The organism is Gynuella sp. (genome assembly GCF_050297175.1).
GTDB lineage: Bacteria > Pseudomonadota > Gammaproteobacteria > Pseudomonadales > Natronospirillaceae > Gynuella.
Window position 1 is genome coordinate 91,642 of the sequence record NZ_JBNKSF010000057.1, and the last position, 16,912, is coordinate 108,553.

The 16,912-nt window shown below is 51.7% G+C and carries 13 protein-coding genes; 7 read left to right on the forward strand and 6 right to left on the reverse strand.

Annotation, left to right across the window (positions count from 1 at the left end):
* Nucleotides 1–6 precede the first annotated feature (6 nt).
* The 3 genes from ACQY6I_RS21660 to gcvA form a co-directional block, all read right to left on the reverse strand.
* Nucleotides 7–1,449, reverse strand: a complete 1,443-nt coding sequence (locus ACQY6I_RS21660) for a methyl-accepting chemotaxis protein (RefSeq protein WP_428243616.1) — start codon at nt 1,447–1,449, stop codon at nt 7–9.
* A gap of 102 nt (nt 1,450–1,551) precedes the next feature.
* Nucleotides 1,552–1,698 carry a hypothetical protein gene (locus ACQY6I_RS21665; RefSeq protein WP_428243617.1) on the reverse strand — a complete coding sequence of 49 codons (147 nt, stop codon included), beginning with the start codon at nt 1,696–1,698 and terminating at the stop codon, nt 1,552–1,554.
* 290 nt (nt 1,699–1,988) lie between these two features.
* Nucleotides 1,989–2,909 carry a transcriptional regulator GcvA gene (gene gcvA, locus ACQY6I_RS21670; protein WP_428243618.1) on the reverse strand — a complete coding sequence of 307 codons (921 nt, stop codon included), beginning with the start codon at nt 2,907–2,909 and terminating at the stop codon, nt 1,989–1,991.
* Nucleotides 2,910–3,410: 501 nt separating this feature from the next.
* On the opposite strand from gcvA, the gene ACQY6I_RS21675 reads away from it, so the two are divergent.
* From ACQY6I_RS21675 to ACQY6I_RS21690, 4 genes are all read left to right on the forward strand, one after another.
* Nucleotides 3,411–4,511 carry a 4-oxalomesaconate tautomerase gene (locus tag ACQY6I_RS21675; RefSeq protein WP_428243619.1) on the forward strand — a complete coding sequence of 367 codons (1,101 nt, stop codon included), beginning with the start codon at nt 3,411–3,413 and terminating at the stop codon, nt 4,509–4,511.
* A gap of 116 nt (nt 4,512–4,627) precedes the next feature.
* Nucleotides 4,628–5,761: a Bug family tripartite tricarboxylate transporter substrate binding protein gene (locus ACQY6I_RS21680; RefSeq protein WP_428243620.1), complete on the forward strand. Its 1,134-nt coding sequence runs from the start codon at nt 4,628–4,630 to the stop codon at nt 5,759–5,761.
* Between the two features lie 67 nt (nt 5,762–5,828).
* Entirely contained in the window at nt 5,829–7,826 is a 1,998-nt protein-coding gene (locus tag ACQY6I_RS21685) for a tripartite tricarboxylate transporter permease (protein WP_428243621.1), read from the forward strand.
* A 10-nt stretch (nt 7,827–7,836) separates the two neighbouring features.
* Nucleotides 7,837–8,694 (forward strand): universal stress protein, encoded by an 858-nt coding sequence (locus tag ACQY6I_RS21690; protein ID WP_428243622.1) that lies wholly within the window; start codon nt 7,837–7,839, stop codon nt 8,692–8,694.
* A gap of 201 nt (nt 8,695–8,895) precedes the next feature.
* Here the strand turns inward: ACQY6I_RS21690 and ACQY6I_RS21695 are convergent, their stop codons facing one another.
* Together ACQY6I_RS21695 and ACQY6I_RS21700 are read right to left on the reverse strand one after the other, a co-directional pair.
* Nucleotides 8,896–10,659, reverse strand: a complete 1,764-nt coding sequence (locus tag ACQY6I_RS21695) for an enoyl-CoA hydratase-related protein (RefSeq protein ID WP_428243624.1) — start codon at nt 10,657–10,659, stop codon at nt 8,896–8,898.
* 661 nt (nt 10,660–11,320) lie between these two features.
* Complete coding sequence (locus ACQY6I_RS21700) at nt 11,321–11,788, reverse strand: N-acetyltransferase family protein (RefSeq protein WP_428243625.1); 468 nt, start codon at nt 11,786–11,788, stop codon at nt 11,321–11,323.
* Between the two features lie 514 nt (nt 11,789–12,302).
* On the opposite strand from ACQY6I_RS21700, the gene ACQY6I_RS21705 reads away from it, so the two are divergent.
* From ACQY6I_RS21705 to ACQY6I_RS21715, 3 genes are read left to right on the forward strand one after another with little or no spacing between them, the layout of a single operon-like run.
* Nucleotides 12,303–13,502, forward strand: a complete 1,200-nt coding sequence (locus ACQY6I_RS21705; protein WP_428243626.1) for an MFS transporter — start codon at nt 12,303–12,305, stop codon at nt 13,500–13,502.
* 55 nt (nt 13,503–13,557) lie between these two features.
* A complete protein-coding gene (locus ACQY6I_RS21710; RefSeq protein WP_428243627.1) occupies nt 13,558–14,844 on the forward strand; it encodes a D-arabinono-1,4-lactone oxidase in 1,287 nt (428 codons plus the stop codon).
* 1 nt (nt 14,845) lies between these two features.
* Nucleotides 14,846–16,015 (forward strand): alanine racemase, encoded by a 1,170-nt coding sequence (locus ACQY6I_RS21715; protein ID WP_428243628.1) that lies wholly within the window; start codon nt 14,846–14,848, stop codon nt 16,013–16,015.
* Between the two features lie 74 nt (nt 16,016–16,089).
* On the opposite strand, the gene ACQY6I_RS21720 is transcribed toward ACQY6I_RS21715, so the two are convergent.
* Nucleotides 16,090–16,797: a GntR family transcriptional regulator gene (locus ACQY6I_RS21720; RefSeq protein WP_428243629.1), complete on the reverse strand. Its 708-nt coding sequence runs from the start codon at nt 16,795–16,797 to the stop codon at nt 16,090–16,092.
* Nucleotides 16,798–16,912 lie beyond the last annotated feature (115 nt).

Here is a 16,912-nt window from a genome sequence, read left to right on the forward strand (position 1 = left end):
TCCGTATTAATCTGTCTTCAGATGACGCTGCATCTGTTGAATCACGTCACTGACCTGGTTCGAAGCTTCCTGAATAGTGGCGATCATGGTGGACTGCTGGTCGGTATTGGAGACAATATTTTCCACACAATGTTCAGCCGTAGAAATATCTTCACCAATTGCCCGCATCGCGTCGGCCGCCGATTTGGAGATATCCAGAGTAGCCGCCAGACTTTTGGAAAGTTTCTTGATCTCATCTGACAAACCATGGAAATCCGTTGACAGTGTCTGAGTCTGGTTTGAATAGGTTGAGATATCCCGATTAATATTTTCAATACTGCGGGAAATTTCTGCCGCAGTATCGCTGATTTCCATAGTGCTTTCGTGGGTCCGCTGAGCCAGATTTCTGACCTCATCTGCCACCACCGCAAAGCCCCGTCCGGCATTCCCTGCCCGTGCGGCTTCAATGGATGCATTCAGTGCCAGCAGATTGGTCTGATCGGCAATGCCGGCGATAATACTGACAATGTCGTCAATTGCCGCAGCACGGGATTTCAGGTTATTCAGATTATTTTCCAGACTCTTGGTTTTGTCAGTCAACTGACTGGCGCTTTCGGCATGATGATTCATCTGTTCCGCCAGCTGATTGGCCACCGATGTATCTTGCAAAATATGTTCTGAAGAAGAATTGACACTGTCGATAGTTGTGCTGGAAAGATCTTTGGCATGAATGCTTTGGCCACCGGCTTCGCTGCAAGCATGTTTTTGTTCTCGGATGCTGTCGGCCATAACCGCAACAGAATGAATCAGATTATGATTCAGCTGCTTAAGCGTCTGGTTGCTGTCAGCCAGTGATTTCAACACCGCTTCACGTTCCGCTGACTGTTTTGACAACAGCTCATTACTGACAACATTGTGAATAAACTGCTGGCTGTTACCTCGAATAATGAAGATCATCACCGCAGCCTGCGCCACCACAAACGCCGCATGCAGTAATACGATGTTAAAACCATGCCCATAGTTAAATATGATTACCGGCATGCCGGCAAATGTTGCCCCCTGTACCTGCAGATAGTGGACGATAACATGGTGTACGGCGATGGCGGCTGCAGCAACCAGCAACGGCACGATACTTTTATAGCGAGCCATGATGGCCAGCACACCGAAAATATGGAAATGATATTCGATCCGTCCTAAATGCTGTTGTATGAACACCATCGAAAACCCCATCATCGCAAAAGCGATAACCACCTGACTTTGAGTGCTGCCAGGCGCAAGTTTGTAAGCAACGTAGGAAGCAAGAAAGAGTCCGCCTCCGGAAATCACACCAAACCAATAAGTACTATACGCAGCACCCATGATAGTTGCAGCCATCAACCACTGACCTGCAAGCAAGAATAAGAACAAGCGATCTGCCTGAACGTTGTCCTCTATCAGTTTGCTCTTACTTAAATCATCTGCAACGGACATTTCTTTCCTCGTGGCGGTTGTAGTTTTCCAATTTATTTTGGCTCAGCATAGACGAATTATGGGGTTTGTCACTAACCGGCCAATGGACAAATTCTTACTCAGTCACTGCAGATTATTTCCAGAACCAACTCGGCTACGGACTCCCGGCTCACCTTTATTTCGGCCAAGTGCGCGCCACGCAAACTGCGCCTCGCCATCAAGCCCGGACAGGTTAAGATTCAGAATGATTAAATCAAACGACTTCGGCATCAACACCCATTCATCCAAAAGTAGGACTTCCCGAGCTTCTGCAAATACCGACTCATAGCTTCTTCGAAAATACTGTCATCCGAGTGTAGTGTCTTGAATAAAACCTATATTAAAAGATGTTCAAAGCGAGGCGCAGCTCCCAGGCAATGGTCATTCGCATGTCAAGAACTGGAACGAAGCGATGGGCGTCTTGAGGGCTTCTCGAAGAATGGGACGCCGTTTGCTGAACTCAACGTAGAGTTGCGAAGTGAATTCGGCGGCTCATTTAAATATGCGTTTTATTTGAGACACTACACTCGATGATCGGAACCTTCATCACTGTCTCCGCCCATCTCGGACTTTATCCAGCGTACGAAACGTTGAATGTCTGATCGGTTGAAAGTATTGCGAGTGCAAATCAAGTAGTAGTTGTGTTCGGCCCGAACACTGACCTCGAATAATCGCACCAAACGTCCCGCACGCAGATCGTCAGCCGCCAGCACGCTGCTGCCAAGGGCAATTCCCTGTCCGTCCATCGCCGCCTGTAACACCATACTCGACATACTGAAGCGTGGCCCGTTAACCACTTCGAGACCCGCGACACCTGCCGCGGCCAGCCATTGACTCCAACCTGGAAAGTCACGGTCATCGGCACGCCCCCCAAAATGGAGCAGCGTCTGACCCGCCAGATCCGACGGGGAGGCGAAGCCCTGGCCGCGTTCCAACAGCCGGGGGCTACAGACCGGAAAAAGTTCCTCATCGGTCAGCAGCTCAAGGTGCAGCCCCCTTTCCTTGGGAGGACCGTAGCGGATCGCAAGGTCCACGTCCTCAAGGGAAAAGTCCACCAACCGCGTCGATGCATCGACCCTCAGGTCGATGTCGGGATGGCCACGACGGAACAATTCGAGCCTGGGCAACAACCACTTGGCACCAAATGATGGCGCGACACTCACGGTGATCAGCTTCTGGTTACCAAACTCCTGCGCCTTGATCACCGCCTGGTTCAGCAGTTCGAATGCCTCCTCGACAATCGGCAGCGCCTCACGTCCGGCTTCTGTCAGCCGGACGGACTTATTCTGACGCTTGAATAAGTCGACACCGATAAATTCCTCCAGCAGCTTGATCTGCTGACTGACAGCACCGGTCGTGACGTGCAGTTCGTCTGCGGCCTTCTTCAAGCTCTCAAGACGCCCAGCGGCCTCAAAGGTGCGCAGAGCCTTGAGTGGCGGCATTCGTCTCATCGGTAACCCTTTTGATGTAGAAAATATAAAACGTACTGATACACGTCTGTTCATTTAAAACTCAACCGCATCTTTTAGCATGCTATCGAGCTTCAAAATTTTTGATTTAGCAATTCTAGTCCTAATAGTGGTTGAATGTCAGTAGCCAGCGAAACATGGCTGTCTTTTTAGGTTGCTAACAGAACAATCAATTAACATCATAACTCATTGTTTTATATCGTTTATTTCCATTACCCATACCAAAAATCAAAGCCTTCCAACCCATTGATTTAAACAAAATCGTAAGCCAGTACTCATCGCAACTTAGGTATCGAGAAAGCCACAGGTATATTTTTGTTTAGTTTTTCTATATCTAACTGAAAATATATATGGTTTGTTCATATTTTGTGCATGTCGTATCTTTGTTATCAGCAGGGCTTATGGACAAAGCCAGCGCCGCTCTAGAGCTAGAAATTTTAAACCATAATAAACCGCTCAACTGAGAACAAGACCATGCAGACAGCCATTCCCTGCACCATGATGAGAGGCGGCACTTCCCGCGGCCCCTACTTCCTCGCCACCGACCTGCCAGACGACTGGGCCACCCAGGAGCAGGTACTACTGGCCGCGATGGGTTCGCCCAACCGTCAGCAAATAGATGGTATCGGCGGTGGAACTTCGCTCACCAGCAAAGCTGCAATTCTGTCACGCTCCAGCCACCCACAAGCCGATGTCGACTACCTGTTTGCCCAGGTTGGCATCGACAGACTGTACGTCGATATTGCTCCGTCCTGCGGCAACATACTCGCCGGTGTCGGTCCGTTCGCGATAGACGCCGGCCTGGTAGAAGCGACCGAGGACGAAACGATCGTGCGCGTGCGCAACGTCAACACAGACAAGCTGATCGAGGTCCGCGTAAAGACCCCCAATGGTCAGGTCGAATACGAAGGCGATACCCGCATCGATGGTGTTGAGGGAACAGCAGCGCCGGTGCTACTGAACTTCCTCGATGTGGCCGGTAGCAAGACTGGCAGCCTGTTACCAACCGGCAACGTCGTGGACATCATAGAAGGTGTGCCAGTCAGCTGCATCGATGCAGCGGTACCAATGGTGCTTATAGCCGCCCATTCACTGGGTAAAACCGGTGCCGAATCCAAAACCGAACTCGACAGTGACACCGACCTGCTGGCACGCATTGAGAAAATCCGCGTGGCAGCTTCCTGGAAGATGGGTCTCGGTGATGCCAAGGGCAAGGTAGTGCCGAAGGTTGCTCTGGTGAGCGCTCCTCGCCATGGCGGCACCCTGACATCGCGCTATTTTGTTCCGGACAACTGTCATGCCAGCCATGCAGTAACGGGTGCCATCTGTGTGAGCTCCTCGATTCTGCTGCCAGGGTCGGTATCAGCATCATTGGCCGGTCAGGTGGAGACCAATGATTTGATACGGCTCGAACACCCAAGCGGTCAGATCGACATTATGCTCGATGCGGTTTCCACAGCTGAAGGTGTCGAGATTCGCCGCGCAGGCGTCGTCCGTACCGCCCGTATGCTGTTTCGCGGCGAGCTCTATGTACCCAGTTCTATCTGGACCGGGAACCATTCCAAGGCTTCCTGATCCAAAAAATAATTCACGCTCAGGTACCCAGTTGATAGCTTCAGGGGATACCTTAAAACCACGCCGGACGCCCAACCTCATATCCGTTCCGGCCATAACAATAAGAGATGAGAACAATGCACAACCTAAAAACAACGTTTATTTCTAGCATCACCCGCTCACTCCGCCAGTCATTGGCCGCCGTTACCATCGGCGTTGGGGCCGTTGCCCTTGCTCCTCTGACACTGGCAGTAGATTTTTCCGGTAACCGTATTGAGATGATCATGCCCTTCAAGGAAGGTGGCGGTTCCGATACCTGGGGCCGTTTCTACGCTCCGAAGCTTGCAGAGCAACTGCCGGGCAGCCCTGTTATGGTTGTCAAAAACATTCCGGGCGGCGGTTCTACCAGTGGAGCCAACCAGTTCCAGCTACGGGCAAAACCGGATGGAGGAGACGTGCTCGCCTCCTCGGCCTCGACCATGTTTCCCTACATCCTCGGTGACCGCCGTGTACGCTATGACTATAAAGAATGGTCTGCGGTGCTGGCATCACCCACCGGTGGCGTGGTTTACGTCAGCCCGGACCTGGGGATCGACTCAGTTGCTGATATCGCCAAACTCAAAGATAAAAATCTGATGTTTGCCAGCCAGGGAGCCACCAGCATGGACCTGGTGACACTGCTTGCATTCAATCTGCTGGATATGGACGTAAAAGCCGTTTTCGGCATGAGAGGTCGCGGCGAAGGCCGATTGGCATTTGAGCGGGGCGAGGTCAACATCGATGCCCAGACAACCTCTGCTTTTATCAAGAAAGTGCAGCCCCTGGTAGATGAGGGTAAGGCAATTCCGCTATTCAGCTACGGCGTACTGGGCAAGGATGGCAAGATCAAACGCGATCCGAACTTCCCAAATCTGCCACATTTCGTCGAAGCCTACGAGATGGTTCATGGCCAAGCTCCGGACGGGGAAGCATTCCACGCCTGGAAATCCTTCTTCGTCGCCGGCTATGCAGCGCAAAAAGGCCTGTTCCTACCCAAAGGTACGCCTGACAACATCGTACAAGCTTACCGTGAAGCGGCAGCAAACGTGATTGCCCAACCGGGCTTTGCCTCCGAATCCGAAGACGTACTCGGCAACTATGAGCAGGCCATAGGCAACGATGCCGAGATGATGTTCGCCGAAGCGTTGAAGATGGACAAGGCTGCCAAGACCTGGGTCATCAACTGGCTCAATAGCGAATACAACGCCGGTCTCAAACTCAGCTCCAACTGATTCCGACAGGCGCCTCTGTGGGCTGCGACCCAGAAGGGCCAGCCTGCACTGTTTTAAGGTGATTGCCATGATTGATACAATAACTTCCTCGCTGCTGATCGTGCTCAGCGTCGAACATATTGCCTACCTGGTCGGTGGCGTCTGCCTCGGTCTGCTGATAGGCATCTTCCCGGGTCTCGGCGGCATCGCCGGTCTCTCGCTGCTACTGCCGTTTCTCTATGGCATGGAACCGACCTCTGCACTGGCCATGCTGATTGGCCTGGTTGCTGTCATTCCAACCTCCGATACCTTTGCTTCGGTACTAATGGGTATTCCCGGCTCCAGTGCCTCACAAGCCACCGTGCTGGACGGTTTCCCAATGGCCAAACAGGGCCACGCGGCCCGCGCCCTGGGTGCCGCTTTCAGCGCCTCGCTCCTGGGCGGTTTGCTTGGCGCTATTGCGCTGACTGCTTTCGTTTTGATCGCCCGCCCGCTGATCCTGGCGTTCGGCTCCGCCGAGCTGTTCATGCTGACGCTGTTAGGTCTCAGTATGGTCGGCGTACTCGCCGGCAACAGCCTGATAAAAGGCATCAGCGCCTGCGGTATCGGGGTCCTGCTGGGTAGCCTCGGCAGTGCACCCGCTACCGGCGAATACCGCATGTCCTTTGACAACATCTATCTGATGGATGGTATTCCGCTCGTTGTTGTCGGTCTTGGTATTTTCGCAATTCCTGAAATCATCGACCTGCTGCGCCAAAACCGCGCCATCAATGAAGCCTCAGAGCTTGGAAGTGGCTGGGTCGATGGCCTCAAAGACGTTATTCGAAACAAGTGGCTGGCCATTCGCTGCGCCATTATCGGCACGCTGGTCGGTGCCTTACCGGGTCTCGGTGGCAGCGTTGTCGACTGGATCGCCTACGGCCATGCCGTTCAAACCACCAAGGACAAACCCCGCTTCGGCAACGGTGACGTTCGCGGTGTCATTGCGCCGGAATCCGCCAATAACGCCAAAGAAGGCGGCGGTCTGGTGCCGACTCTGCTCTTCGGCATTCCCGGTTCCGGCAGCATGGCGGTTTTTCTCGGCGGCATGGTGTTGATTGGCCTTGAACCTGGCCCCGCCATGGTCGGCTCGCAGCTAGGCACTACCTATACCATCATCTGGTCGCTGGCACTGGCCAATGTTATCGGTGCCGGCTCCTGCCTGCTGCTGTCAAAATGGGTCTCACGCCTGACGTTGATTCCTTACGCACTGATGGCTCCGTTCATGCTGATGGTCATCTGCTTCGCTGCTTTCCAGGCTACCCGCAGCCTTGGCGACCTGGTCGCATTGTTATCAATAGGGGTGCTCGGCGTGCTGATGAAGCGTTTCGACTGGCCGCGTCCTGCATTCCTCATCGGTTTTGTCCTTTCCAGCGGCATGGAAACGTACTTGTATCAGGCCATTCAGTTCGACGGCTGGTCCTTTCTGCTCAAGCCTGGCGTGATGATCATTGCCGCCATCATCGTTCTGTCGGTCTATATTGCTATTCGCTCCAAACGCAGTAGCAGTAATGAGAACCAGGAAGACTCGACTGTCGCTGAGGCTCCACGCCGTCGTGCCCAGAATCTGAAACCGCAGGCTGCCTTTGCGGCCCTGGTTGCTGCCTTCTTTGCCTTCGCACTCTATGACGCGCTCCAACACTCTTTCCTTGGCGGCGTTTTCACCGCTGGCGTCAGCAGCCTGATGTTAGTGCTGTCCTTGACGATACTGGTCAAGCTGTTGCGCGGCCAGGTCGACGACCCTGTCAACTTCGACCACGAAGTTGAAGCTGGTTATGACAGTGACAGCACAGTGGCACGTCTGCCACACTACCTCTACTGGCTGACTGCGCTGGTGCTGGGTTGCTACCTGTTCGGATACCTGATTGCCATCGGCCTGTTCTTCGTCACCTTCCTGATGACCAAGGCGCGCATCTCTCTAGTCAAAACCCTGTCGCTAACCGGCGCAGCACTGAGCTTCCTCGTGATCCTCGCCCACATCATGGTATTGGACCTGCCCAGCGGACTGCTGCAGGATCTGGTACACATGCCCTGGCCCCTGAGTTAAGGAGAAACGGATGAACAGTCCCAAAGTATTATTGATGCCGCTGTCGAGCAGCGGCGAAGTATCTGAACGGTTACAGGGTGCGTTGGCGGTGGCGAAGTACTTCGGTGCCCAGCTCCAGGTGCTGCATGCCAGCGTCCACCTCAGCCGATTTGTACCCCACGAAGTCGCTGGTCTGTCACGCCAGTTCATGCAGGAACTTGAACAGATTGCGGGTACCCAATCGCGGCAGGATGCCGAGCAGCTTTTCAAGCTATTTAAACAGCTGGCTGATCAGGAAGGCGTCCCGATCAGCGAAACTCCGTTGCCGGATGACGCTTCCGCCTGCTGGCACGAAGTCGAGGGCCTGCGCAGCGAACTGGTTGCGCGCCGCGGCCGGGTTGCCGATCTGCTGATCATCCCCCAGGGCAAGGGCGGTGCGATCAGTTCGACACTCGAGGCCGCCATTCTGCAAAGCGGCAGTCCAGTGCTGGTCATGCCACGGATCCAGACCGATTTCTGTCCGCACCGCATTGCCATCGCCTGGAATGGCACTCCTGAAGTGTCTCGGGCGGTGCGCAGTGCTCTGCCATTGCTAAGTCGTTGCGACGAGGTGCGAATACTGACTCATGAAACCACCTCTGATCGGGTTCCCGGTCCGGAGGCGCTGCAAGCCTATCTGCATTGCCACCATATCAATGCCACACCACAGCGGGTCAAACACCGCAGCCGCACCGATGGTACTGACCTGCTCAAAGCAGCCCAAAGCCAAAATTGCGACCTGATTGTGATGGGAGCCTATAGCCACCACCGCTTGCAACAGCAGGCCTTCGGTGGCGTTACCCGCCGATTGTTGCAGCACAGCCCCATACCGCTGCTGATGAACCACTAAACTGCGACGAGCAGAGCTTCAGAACCCTTGCAGGAGCCTCAAAACGAGGCTCCTAAAGCAACAACCTACAGCCGCAACTTGCTCACCGCGGTTCAACTCCTCTGACATGTACGCCAGCTCCGGGAATAGTATTTTTCCAGGAGACACCCGATATGGCAGATATACTGCCGGATGTCGTGCAGACAACCGGCAAACTCAGGCTCACACCCCGGATCCAGCCGTCGATAGCAGCGGTGAATTTTCAGATGTGTCGGCAGGCTCCTGGAGAGAATCCGCCCCGTATAATGGATCCGCATTGGTTCTGACAGAACGGCCTTTCTGTTTGTAAACAAAGGCCTGACGTTCCTGATGATAACGACTATCCGGATCATCAAAGATACGCTTCATTTCTGTCAGCTCCTCATCGCGATATTGCGCTAACGGTTTGATGGATTCATCATACTGACGCTGCTGCCCTTTATTACTCAAGAAAGCCGGTAGATCGACCTGTTGTGACAGATCCCTGCAATACGTTTTAAGCTGTTCATGAAATGCCTGCCACTCTTCCGGGAATACAGTATCCGCCAGACCGATTTCAAACGCTTCAGCGGCCAGCATCGGTTCACAGTCAAGGGTAATTGTTTGTGCCTGACGATGACCAACCTTGGAAGGTAGCAAATATGTCCAATATTCAGATCCATATAATCCCATACGCTGGTAATGAGGATTCAGTACCACACCATCACGAATGATAACTTCATCGCAGGCCAGAGCGGCAATAACACCACCCGCTCCGGCATTGTTGCGTAATGCTGCGATGGTCATGTGATCAGGTGAGTCGATGATTTCCAACACCAGATCATTCATGGCATTAATGTTTTGCCATGATTCTTCGGCCTGATCATCTGCGGCTTCGATACAATTCAGATGAATACCGTTACTCCAGAAATCCTCACCGCCCATTAACACGATGTATTTCGTGTCAGTCTGTTTGATGGATGCCAGGGCATTTTTCAAATCAAGACATTGCCGGGTATTCATTGCGCCATTGTAGAAATTGAAATATAGATACGTGATGTCACCTTCCCGTTCACTATAGATTTCTTCTGCCACGGAATGACCTGACTCTATATTAACGTCCGACCATATGTGTGCCGGCAACAGTTGGCGTACCACCTGAGCCGCAGGTAACTTGATGGCCGGAAGTTGCGGGTGCTGTTTGCATTTCATCTGCCGGATCCAAACACTTCCGGTCGCGCATGCAAAACAAACCGAATCTTTGTAAACAGCGATGATGTCACCAGGATGTCCGCTACGGGAAGCATCTTCGATGGCCCCATACAGATAGACCGGATAATCATGAAGAGAAATCAGCACTCCCGGACTGGTATCTGCTGAGTTCATCTTGCCAACCACCACATGACTGGCATCTGATTGCCAGTCAATTGCACGGAATTCCTGCTTCATTAATGGCCGTAGCTTTCCTTTGACGTCTGGCCTGGTGTAATCCAACGGGCGTGGACTTATCTGTTGCTGTTCTATTTTTTTCAGCGTTGATTTGATCATATCTACCGCTGCGGAACTTACCTCACGCTTATAAACGCTGAGTTTTGATGCCTCACGCAAATCAAACACCCGGGTATCCCATATGTCCCCTGCATCCATTTCCGCATCTGCCTGCAACAATGTTACACCCCATTGCGGCATGTGTTCGAATATGGCCCAATCAAGAGAAGAAGGACCTCTGTCACCTTCTATGCCGGGATGAACAATCAGGCAAAGATACTGACGCCAGATATCTTCCGGTATTCTCTGGGTCAAAAACGGACAAATAATAATGTCGGGTTCAAAGTGTGACACCTGGTCACGCAGTATCGTTTCATTAAGGTCGTAATGCTGCTCAACGACATGCCCAAGCAACAACAGCTCTTTAAATACCCTTTGTGTTAAACCACTGAAAGCAGATGCAAGTATAAGAACTTTCAAATGGGGACCCTCCCGATAATCAGCAACATGTTCGATGGTGTTTTCGATATGGAAAATATCTGTTCGGCTATCGAAAGATCATTTATAGCATCGAATGAATAGAAAAGATAAATGCAAAAACACGACTATAGAAATGAAATTTTGAGAATAAAAAGCGATATTATTTTTCTATCAGAGCGATCAACAACGATGACGTAAGTCGTTAAAAAAACATTACAAACACGGCCTTAAAAAACAGATTCGCTTTTTTTAACATGGTGCTGATTATGTCCGTTAAGGGAATTTCGATGCGACATTCGGCAATTTAACGAAGTTTATTATTATTTTGTAGCTAACAACCGGACATACAAAGGACAATTTAATTTAACAGCCACAACATTCAAGCAGGTCTATTGACACTATTTCGTATAATTTTTGTGTAGAAATAAAAATGACAGCGGGCCCTGTCAAGCGATCCTCCACTCCGGGAATCATCAATTAGTTTTAGACAAGGCTCAATAATCAAGGCTTTTTATGTGAATAGAATGCTCCGATATGGCACTAAAGGATGAAGCAAAATATGCCAATCGCTCAGGAGATTTTGACTTCCGGATCAGCAGATAATGCATTGCAAACATCTGCCAGCATTTCAAAACAGCGAGGAGACAAAACCAGCCGCTTTCTAACCGAGCGGCCTGCTCAGCATCCTGGATTGTGTTTGAAACCCCAAGGTTTCATAAAAAGACTGAGCTCCACGGTTAAACTCCATCACTTCCAACCTGATCTCTAATGCTCCCTGGTCGATCGCCAGTCGCTCACACTCACTCATCAATTGTTTGCCGATTCCCTTTGATCGATGGCGTTCATCCACAATCAATGTGCCTACCCGACAGATGGGTCCAGCGACCAAAAACGGAATCGTCTGGTTAAGCTCTACCACCGCAGTCAGAAAACCGACGATCTTATTCTCCAACTCACAAACCAAAAATATCCTGCTGTTGTCCTGTAATGCTTTACTGATAAACCCCGCCGCTTCAGGGGTTGGAGGGGTAAAAACGTTAGGAGCATGAAGATGATGATACTCACTGATCTGATGATTCAGTTTTACCAACCCATCAAGATCGGCGGGAGTGGCTTTTCTAATTGTCATAATCGAATAATTCCGTGAAAATTTGTCGCCGCAGGCTTATTAGCGAATAACAGGTTCGACGAAACCAGTGTAGACAGGCCCTAGGCCGGTTTTTTACATAAATATCGCCCGTTTGCCAAGCCACCAGCTTAACTGCGCGCATATAGACGGCCTGTCTTTTCATATTTAGCCAACGGGTCACGATGAAAATTTGCCAGAAGAATCTCTGACAATCGTACAAAACCAACGAAAACTGGCCCCACTCCCACGTTCACATCGTGTTCCCATCTCAGAGTAACGTTGACGTGGTAGCGCCGATATATATCACCAAATACATGTCACCAGAGTTCAGTATCTGGAAATTTTCCGGCAAGTTATCAATCACACAGACAAAGACTTATCGTTAATGTGGCACATAATCACCGTTCTCAATTTTTGATTCTTGAAACTTTTTCCAATGCTATAGAGCAAGGTTGACATCAATAGAAATTGTGTGTGTGCTGCTCTGATTGTCTGTCAGGAGGAGGCTGGTACTGTGACAGGTAATCATCATTCCATAACAAACACTCAATGGCTGGTGGGAAATCCTTCCCGCCTAGCTCAGATCAGTGCTTTGTGGATCGGCTCTACCGGACTCTTGATACTTGGTCTGCAACCTATCTTGTTAGGTGCCTTGTTGACCGAGAACAGGGTGACCTATGACCAACTGGCCATTATGGCAACCGTGGAAATCCTGGCTATCGGGATCGGTTCGGTGCTGGGGGCGTTTGTCCTGTCCAGCCGTCACCTGAGGCTCAAAGCTGCAATACTGGTCATTCTGTTAGCCTTCTTTGATTTTGGCACTGCGGTGGTGGATGGCGCGGTACCACTGATTGTCCTACGGGGACTGGCCGGAATACTCGAAGGTGGCATGGTGGCTATCGCGGTGGAACTGATCGCCCGTGCGGTACATGCCGGCCGCTATGGCGGCTATTTTGTTTCCATGCAAACTATTGCACAAAGCATTACCGGGCTTATTCTGTCGCAATGGGCAATTCCAACGGGCGGCTCCCGGGCAGGGTTTATCGTGTTATCGACCCTCTGTCTGTTGACTGTGATATGTGTGACCGTCATGCCACGAGAGTACGCCAAAATCCCACCCTCTGCACACCACCAACCGCCCACCAGCTGGAAAGGGCAGCCTCTGTTATCACTGTTGTGTATTCTGTTTTTTTATATGTTTCTGGGCTCCCTGTGGGCGTTTCTCGAACCCTTGGGACTACAGGCAGACATTCCGGCTACCACGCTCGGCGTCATGGTTTCCGCCAGTCTCGGCATTCAGGTACTGGCAGCGTTATCCGCCATCATTGCAGAACGAAAGGTAGATTTTCAGATTCCTCTGGCCATAAGTGCACTGGTGGCAATCGGTGTCTCGCTGGTACTGGCAACAGCTCCCGGCTTAAAGGCTTTCTGGGTTTGCACTGCATTGATCGGGTTTGTCTGGTTGTTTGTCGTACCGTTTCAAATTCAGCTGACTGTCGCTTGCGATGCCACTCGCAAAACTGCGTTGCTGGTACCGGCCGCACAGTTATTCGGTGCAGCCCTGGGGCCTGTCTGTGTTACCCCGTTTATCAGTGCCGACAATTTCAAACCAGTAGCCGGATTTGCGGCTATTTGTGCAGGACTATCATTCGCCGTACTGCTCTCGCTGATCTTCAAGCAACGACAGCAGCGCCGGCTGTTACCGCAACCATAACAACTGAACCGACAACGATATTTATTGAATCTGCAGTCATCCGGGAGGCATAAAAATGACAACCACAGCGCTATCTCAATGGCAGAACTGGTCCGGCTATGTATCGGCCAGTCCACAAAAAATACTGCGTCCAGCAGACCAGCAAGCGTTACAGGAGTTAATTCGGGAAGCACCCGCACCACTTCGTTTTGTCGGTTCGGGCCACTCCTTTACGCCACTGGTCGCCAGTAGTGGTTCCATCATTGATTTATCGGCATTTACCGGCCTGTTGGATCACAATGCCGATGAAATGACTGCCACCATTGGTGCAGCCACCCGGTTGTCGGATCTCATGAAACGACTTCAGAGCATTGGCCAGGGTCTGCCAAATATGGGGGATATCGACAAACAAACCATCGCCGGTGCGCTGGGTACTGCGACCCATGGCACAGGCATCACCCTGGGTGCCTATCACACCCAATTACAAGCTATGACGTTTGTAGATGGCTGTGGAGATGTCCGGGAATTTATTCAGGGCCGGGACGACGACATGATCCATGCCACTGGCGTCACCCTTGGAGCCTTTGGGGCACTCACCCAAATCACCATGAAGAACGTGCCGGGTTATCGCCTGCGCCGGCAGCGACGCTCCATCCCGGTCACGGATATGCTGAACAACCTGGACACTCTGATGAGCGCCCATCGCACCACCGAGTTCTTTGTCATTCCTTATTCTGATCAAGCCCTTTATGTCAGCAGCGATCTGTCGGATCAGCCACCCTCTTCACGTCCGGCAGAAGAGGATGAAGACGGTCTGAATACTCTCAAAGCCCTGCGCAACTGGTTGTCATGGTTCCCTTGGCTGCGTAGAAAACTGATTGGCTCGGCACTGGCAAAAGTACCGATGGAGGACTATGTCCAGGAATGGCTGAATGTGTATGTCACTGACCGTCGGACCCGGTTCAATGAAATGGAGTACCATCTGCCGTTCGAAGCCGGTGCCAGTGCCTTGCGCGAGTTGATCAAAATGGCCGAGACCCGCTTTCCAGAGGTATATTTTCCTCTCGAAGTCAGAGCCGTCGCTGCGGATGATTTCTGGCTCAGCCCGTTCTATCAACGACCAACTTGTTCGATTGCCGTACACCACCTGGCTGGCGAGAATCCACAACCGTATTTCCATGCCGCTGAAGAAATCTTCCGCCGCTATGACGGCCGTCCACACTGGGGCAAAATGCATAACCTCAACAGCCGCGATTTCGCCCGACTATACCCGCGCTGGCAGGACGCCATGGAAGTGCGCCGCAGCATGGATCCGGCAGGACGCTTTCTGTCACCTTATCTGCAACAGATTCTGAGCACCTGATATGGCACATGATCAGTATTTCAGTGGTCTTGCCGGGGCTTTGTCCCAAGCCGGTATATGGCGGCCAACCCTGTTAATCGACAAGGACCGCATGGATCACAATCTGCAGCTGATCAGCAGCCGGTTGCCATCGCACCTGAGTTTACGCATCGTCGATAAGTCACTGGCCTGCCTGCCACTGTTGAAGCATGTCATGCAGAGCCTCAACAGCCACAAAATTATGAGCTTTCACTTGCCAATCACGCTGCAGGTATTGGATCACTGGCCGGATGCAGAAATCCTGTATGGCAAACCCATGCCCGCAGATGCATTGCGACGCTCACAGCAGACCATCCCGGACAACCTGTTCCGCCGACTGTTGCAGCAAACAACCTGGTTGATCGACACCCCTGAACGACTGGCACAGTACCATGCGCTGGCAGCATCGTTTGGGTGTGATCTGGCATTCGCATTTGAAGTGGATGTTGGCTTGCATCGTGGTGGCTTTGCCACTCCGCAGATGCTGGCCCAGGCAGTCTCGCTTCTTTCAGGCGATTCCCGGCTCAAATGCCGGGGCATCATGGCTTACGATGCGCAGGTGGCGGAAATCCCGGCGCTGTTTGGAGGACCGCCCAAAGAACTGCACCGCAGCCAACAAAAGTTAATTGCCTTCCAGAATTGTCTGCCGGAAGCCAGCCGCGAAATCATCAATACCGGCGGCAGTAAAACCATTCTCTCCTATTCGGCCGAAACGCCGGCCAACGAAATATCGGTAGGCTCCGCTTTTTTACAGCCCACGGATTTCGACCTTCCGGCTCTAACCGCATTAAAGCCGGCGCTGTTCCTTGCGACACCTGTGCTGAAAACCGTTCATGCAACACTGCCCGGACCATTGTGGTTAACCCGTCTGCTACAACGATTAAGGGTATTTCCCCGGAAAGGGTGTTTTATCTACGGTGGTAAGTGGATGGCAGAGCCGGTATCCCCTGCCGGCTTGAAAGCCAACCGTTTGTGGGGGGAGTCGTCCAATCAGCAGTTTATGGCACTGCCGGACAACCACACGCTGCAACCGGACGACAGGGTGTTTTTACGTCCCACTCAGAGCGAGGCGGTGCTGCAATATTTGGGTGATATCGCCATCTGCCAAAACAACATTATTGTGGACTACTGGCCGGTACTGCCCACCGCCTGATTCGTTTGAACAGCACAAAGCCTGTGCGCTCAGGCTTCGTATCAGGCAATGAATGAGCATCGGCCCGGTACCGGTCATTCCGGGTCGATATTTTCCTCCTCCACATTAAATACCAAGTTCAAATCCACTTTCCGGTGTTCCCAGAAATCCAGATTCAAGCTGTATTCGATGTCATGCAGATGCTGGCTCATACACTGGACGGCCGAGTGGCTGTTGCCGCTTTCGAGAGTCTTAATAATATTGTTGTGCTCGTCACAGCCACACTCGGGGTTATTGTGTTTCTGATAGAGCGAGATAATCAGTGAGCTGCGGGTAATCAGGTTTTTCAACATATCCACCAGTACCGGATTACCGGACAATCTCGCCAGCAACAAATGAAAGTCTCCAGACTCACGGATAATATCCTCACGCCTTCCCCGCATAATCGCTTTCTGCTCCTGCTGTATTTGTTTTTTCAGCAGAGTTACGTCCATTTTGCGCAGTCTCTGTACCAGCATTTCGATAATGCCCCGCTCCAGAATCGTTCGCGCCATAAAAATATTACGCGCTTCTTCAACCGAAGGCTGGGCGATACTGGCACCTTTATTTGTTTCTATCGTCACAATATGACGAAGGGCCAGCCGTTGTAAGGCGGCACGGACATGATTGCGATTGGCTTTTAGATTATCGACCAGTTGCGCTTCCACCAACCGGGTGCCTGGTGGTAATCGCTGTTCCGCTACGGCCTGCGTGATTGAATCGGTGATGCGTTGAATTTCCAGTTCTTTTTTTGACAAACCCATAGTTGCCATCCTGCCCATCAAAATATTGTTAACAATCTCGAATCAAAATATGCCCGTTTACGAAGGCGGCCCATGCTTCCAGAGCGCACCAAAAAGAAACAACGACAAACACTTT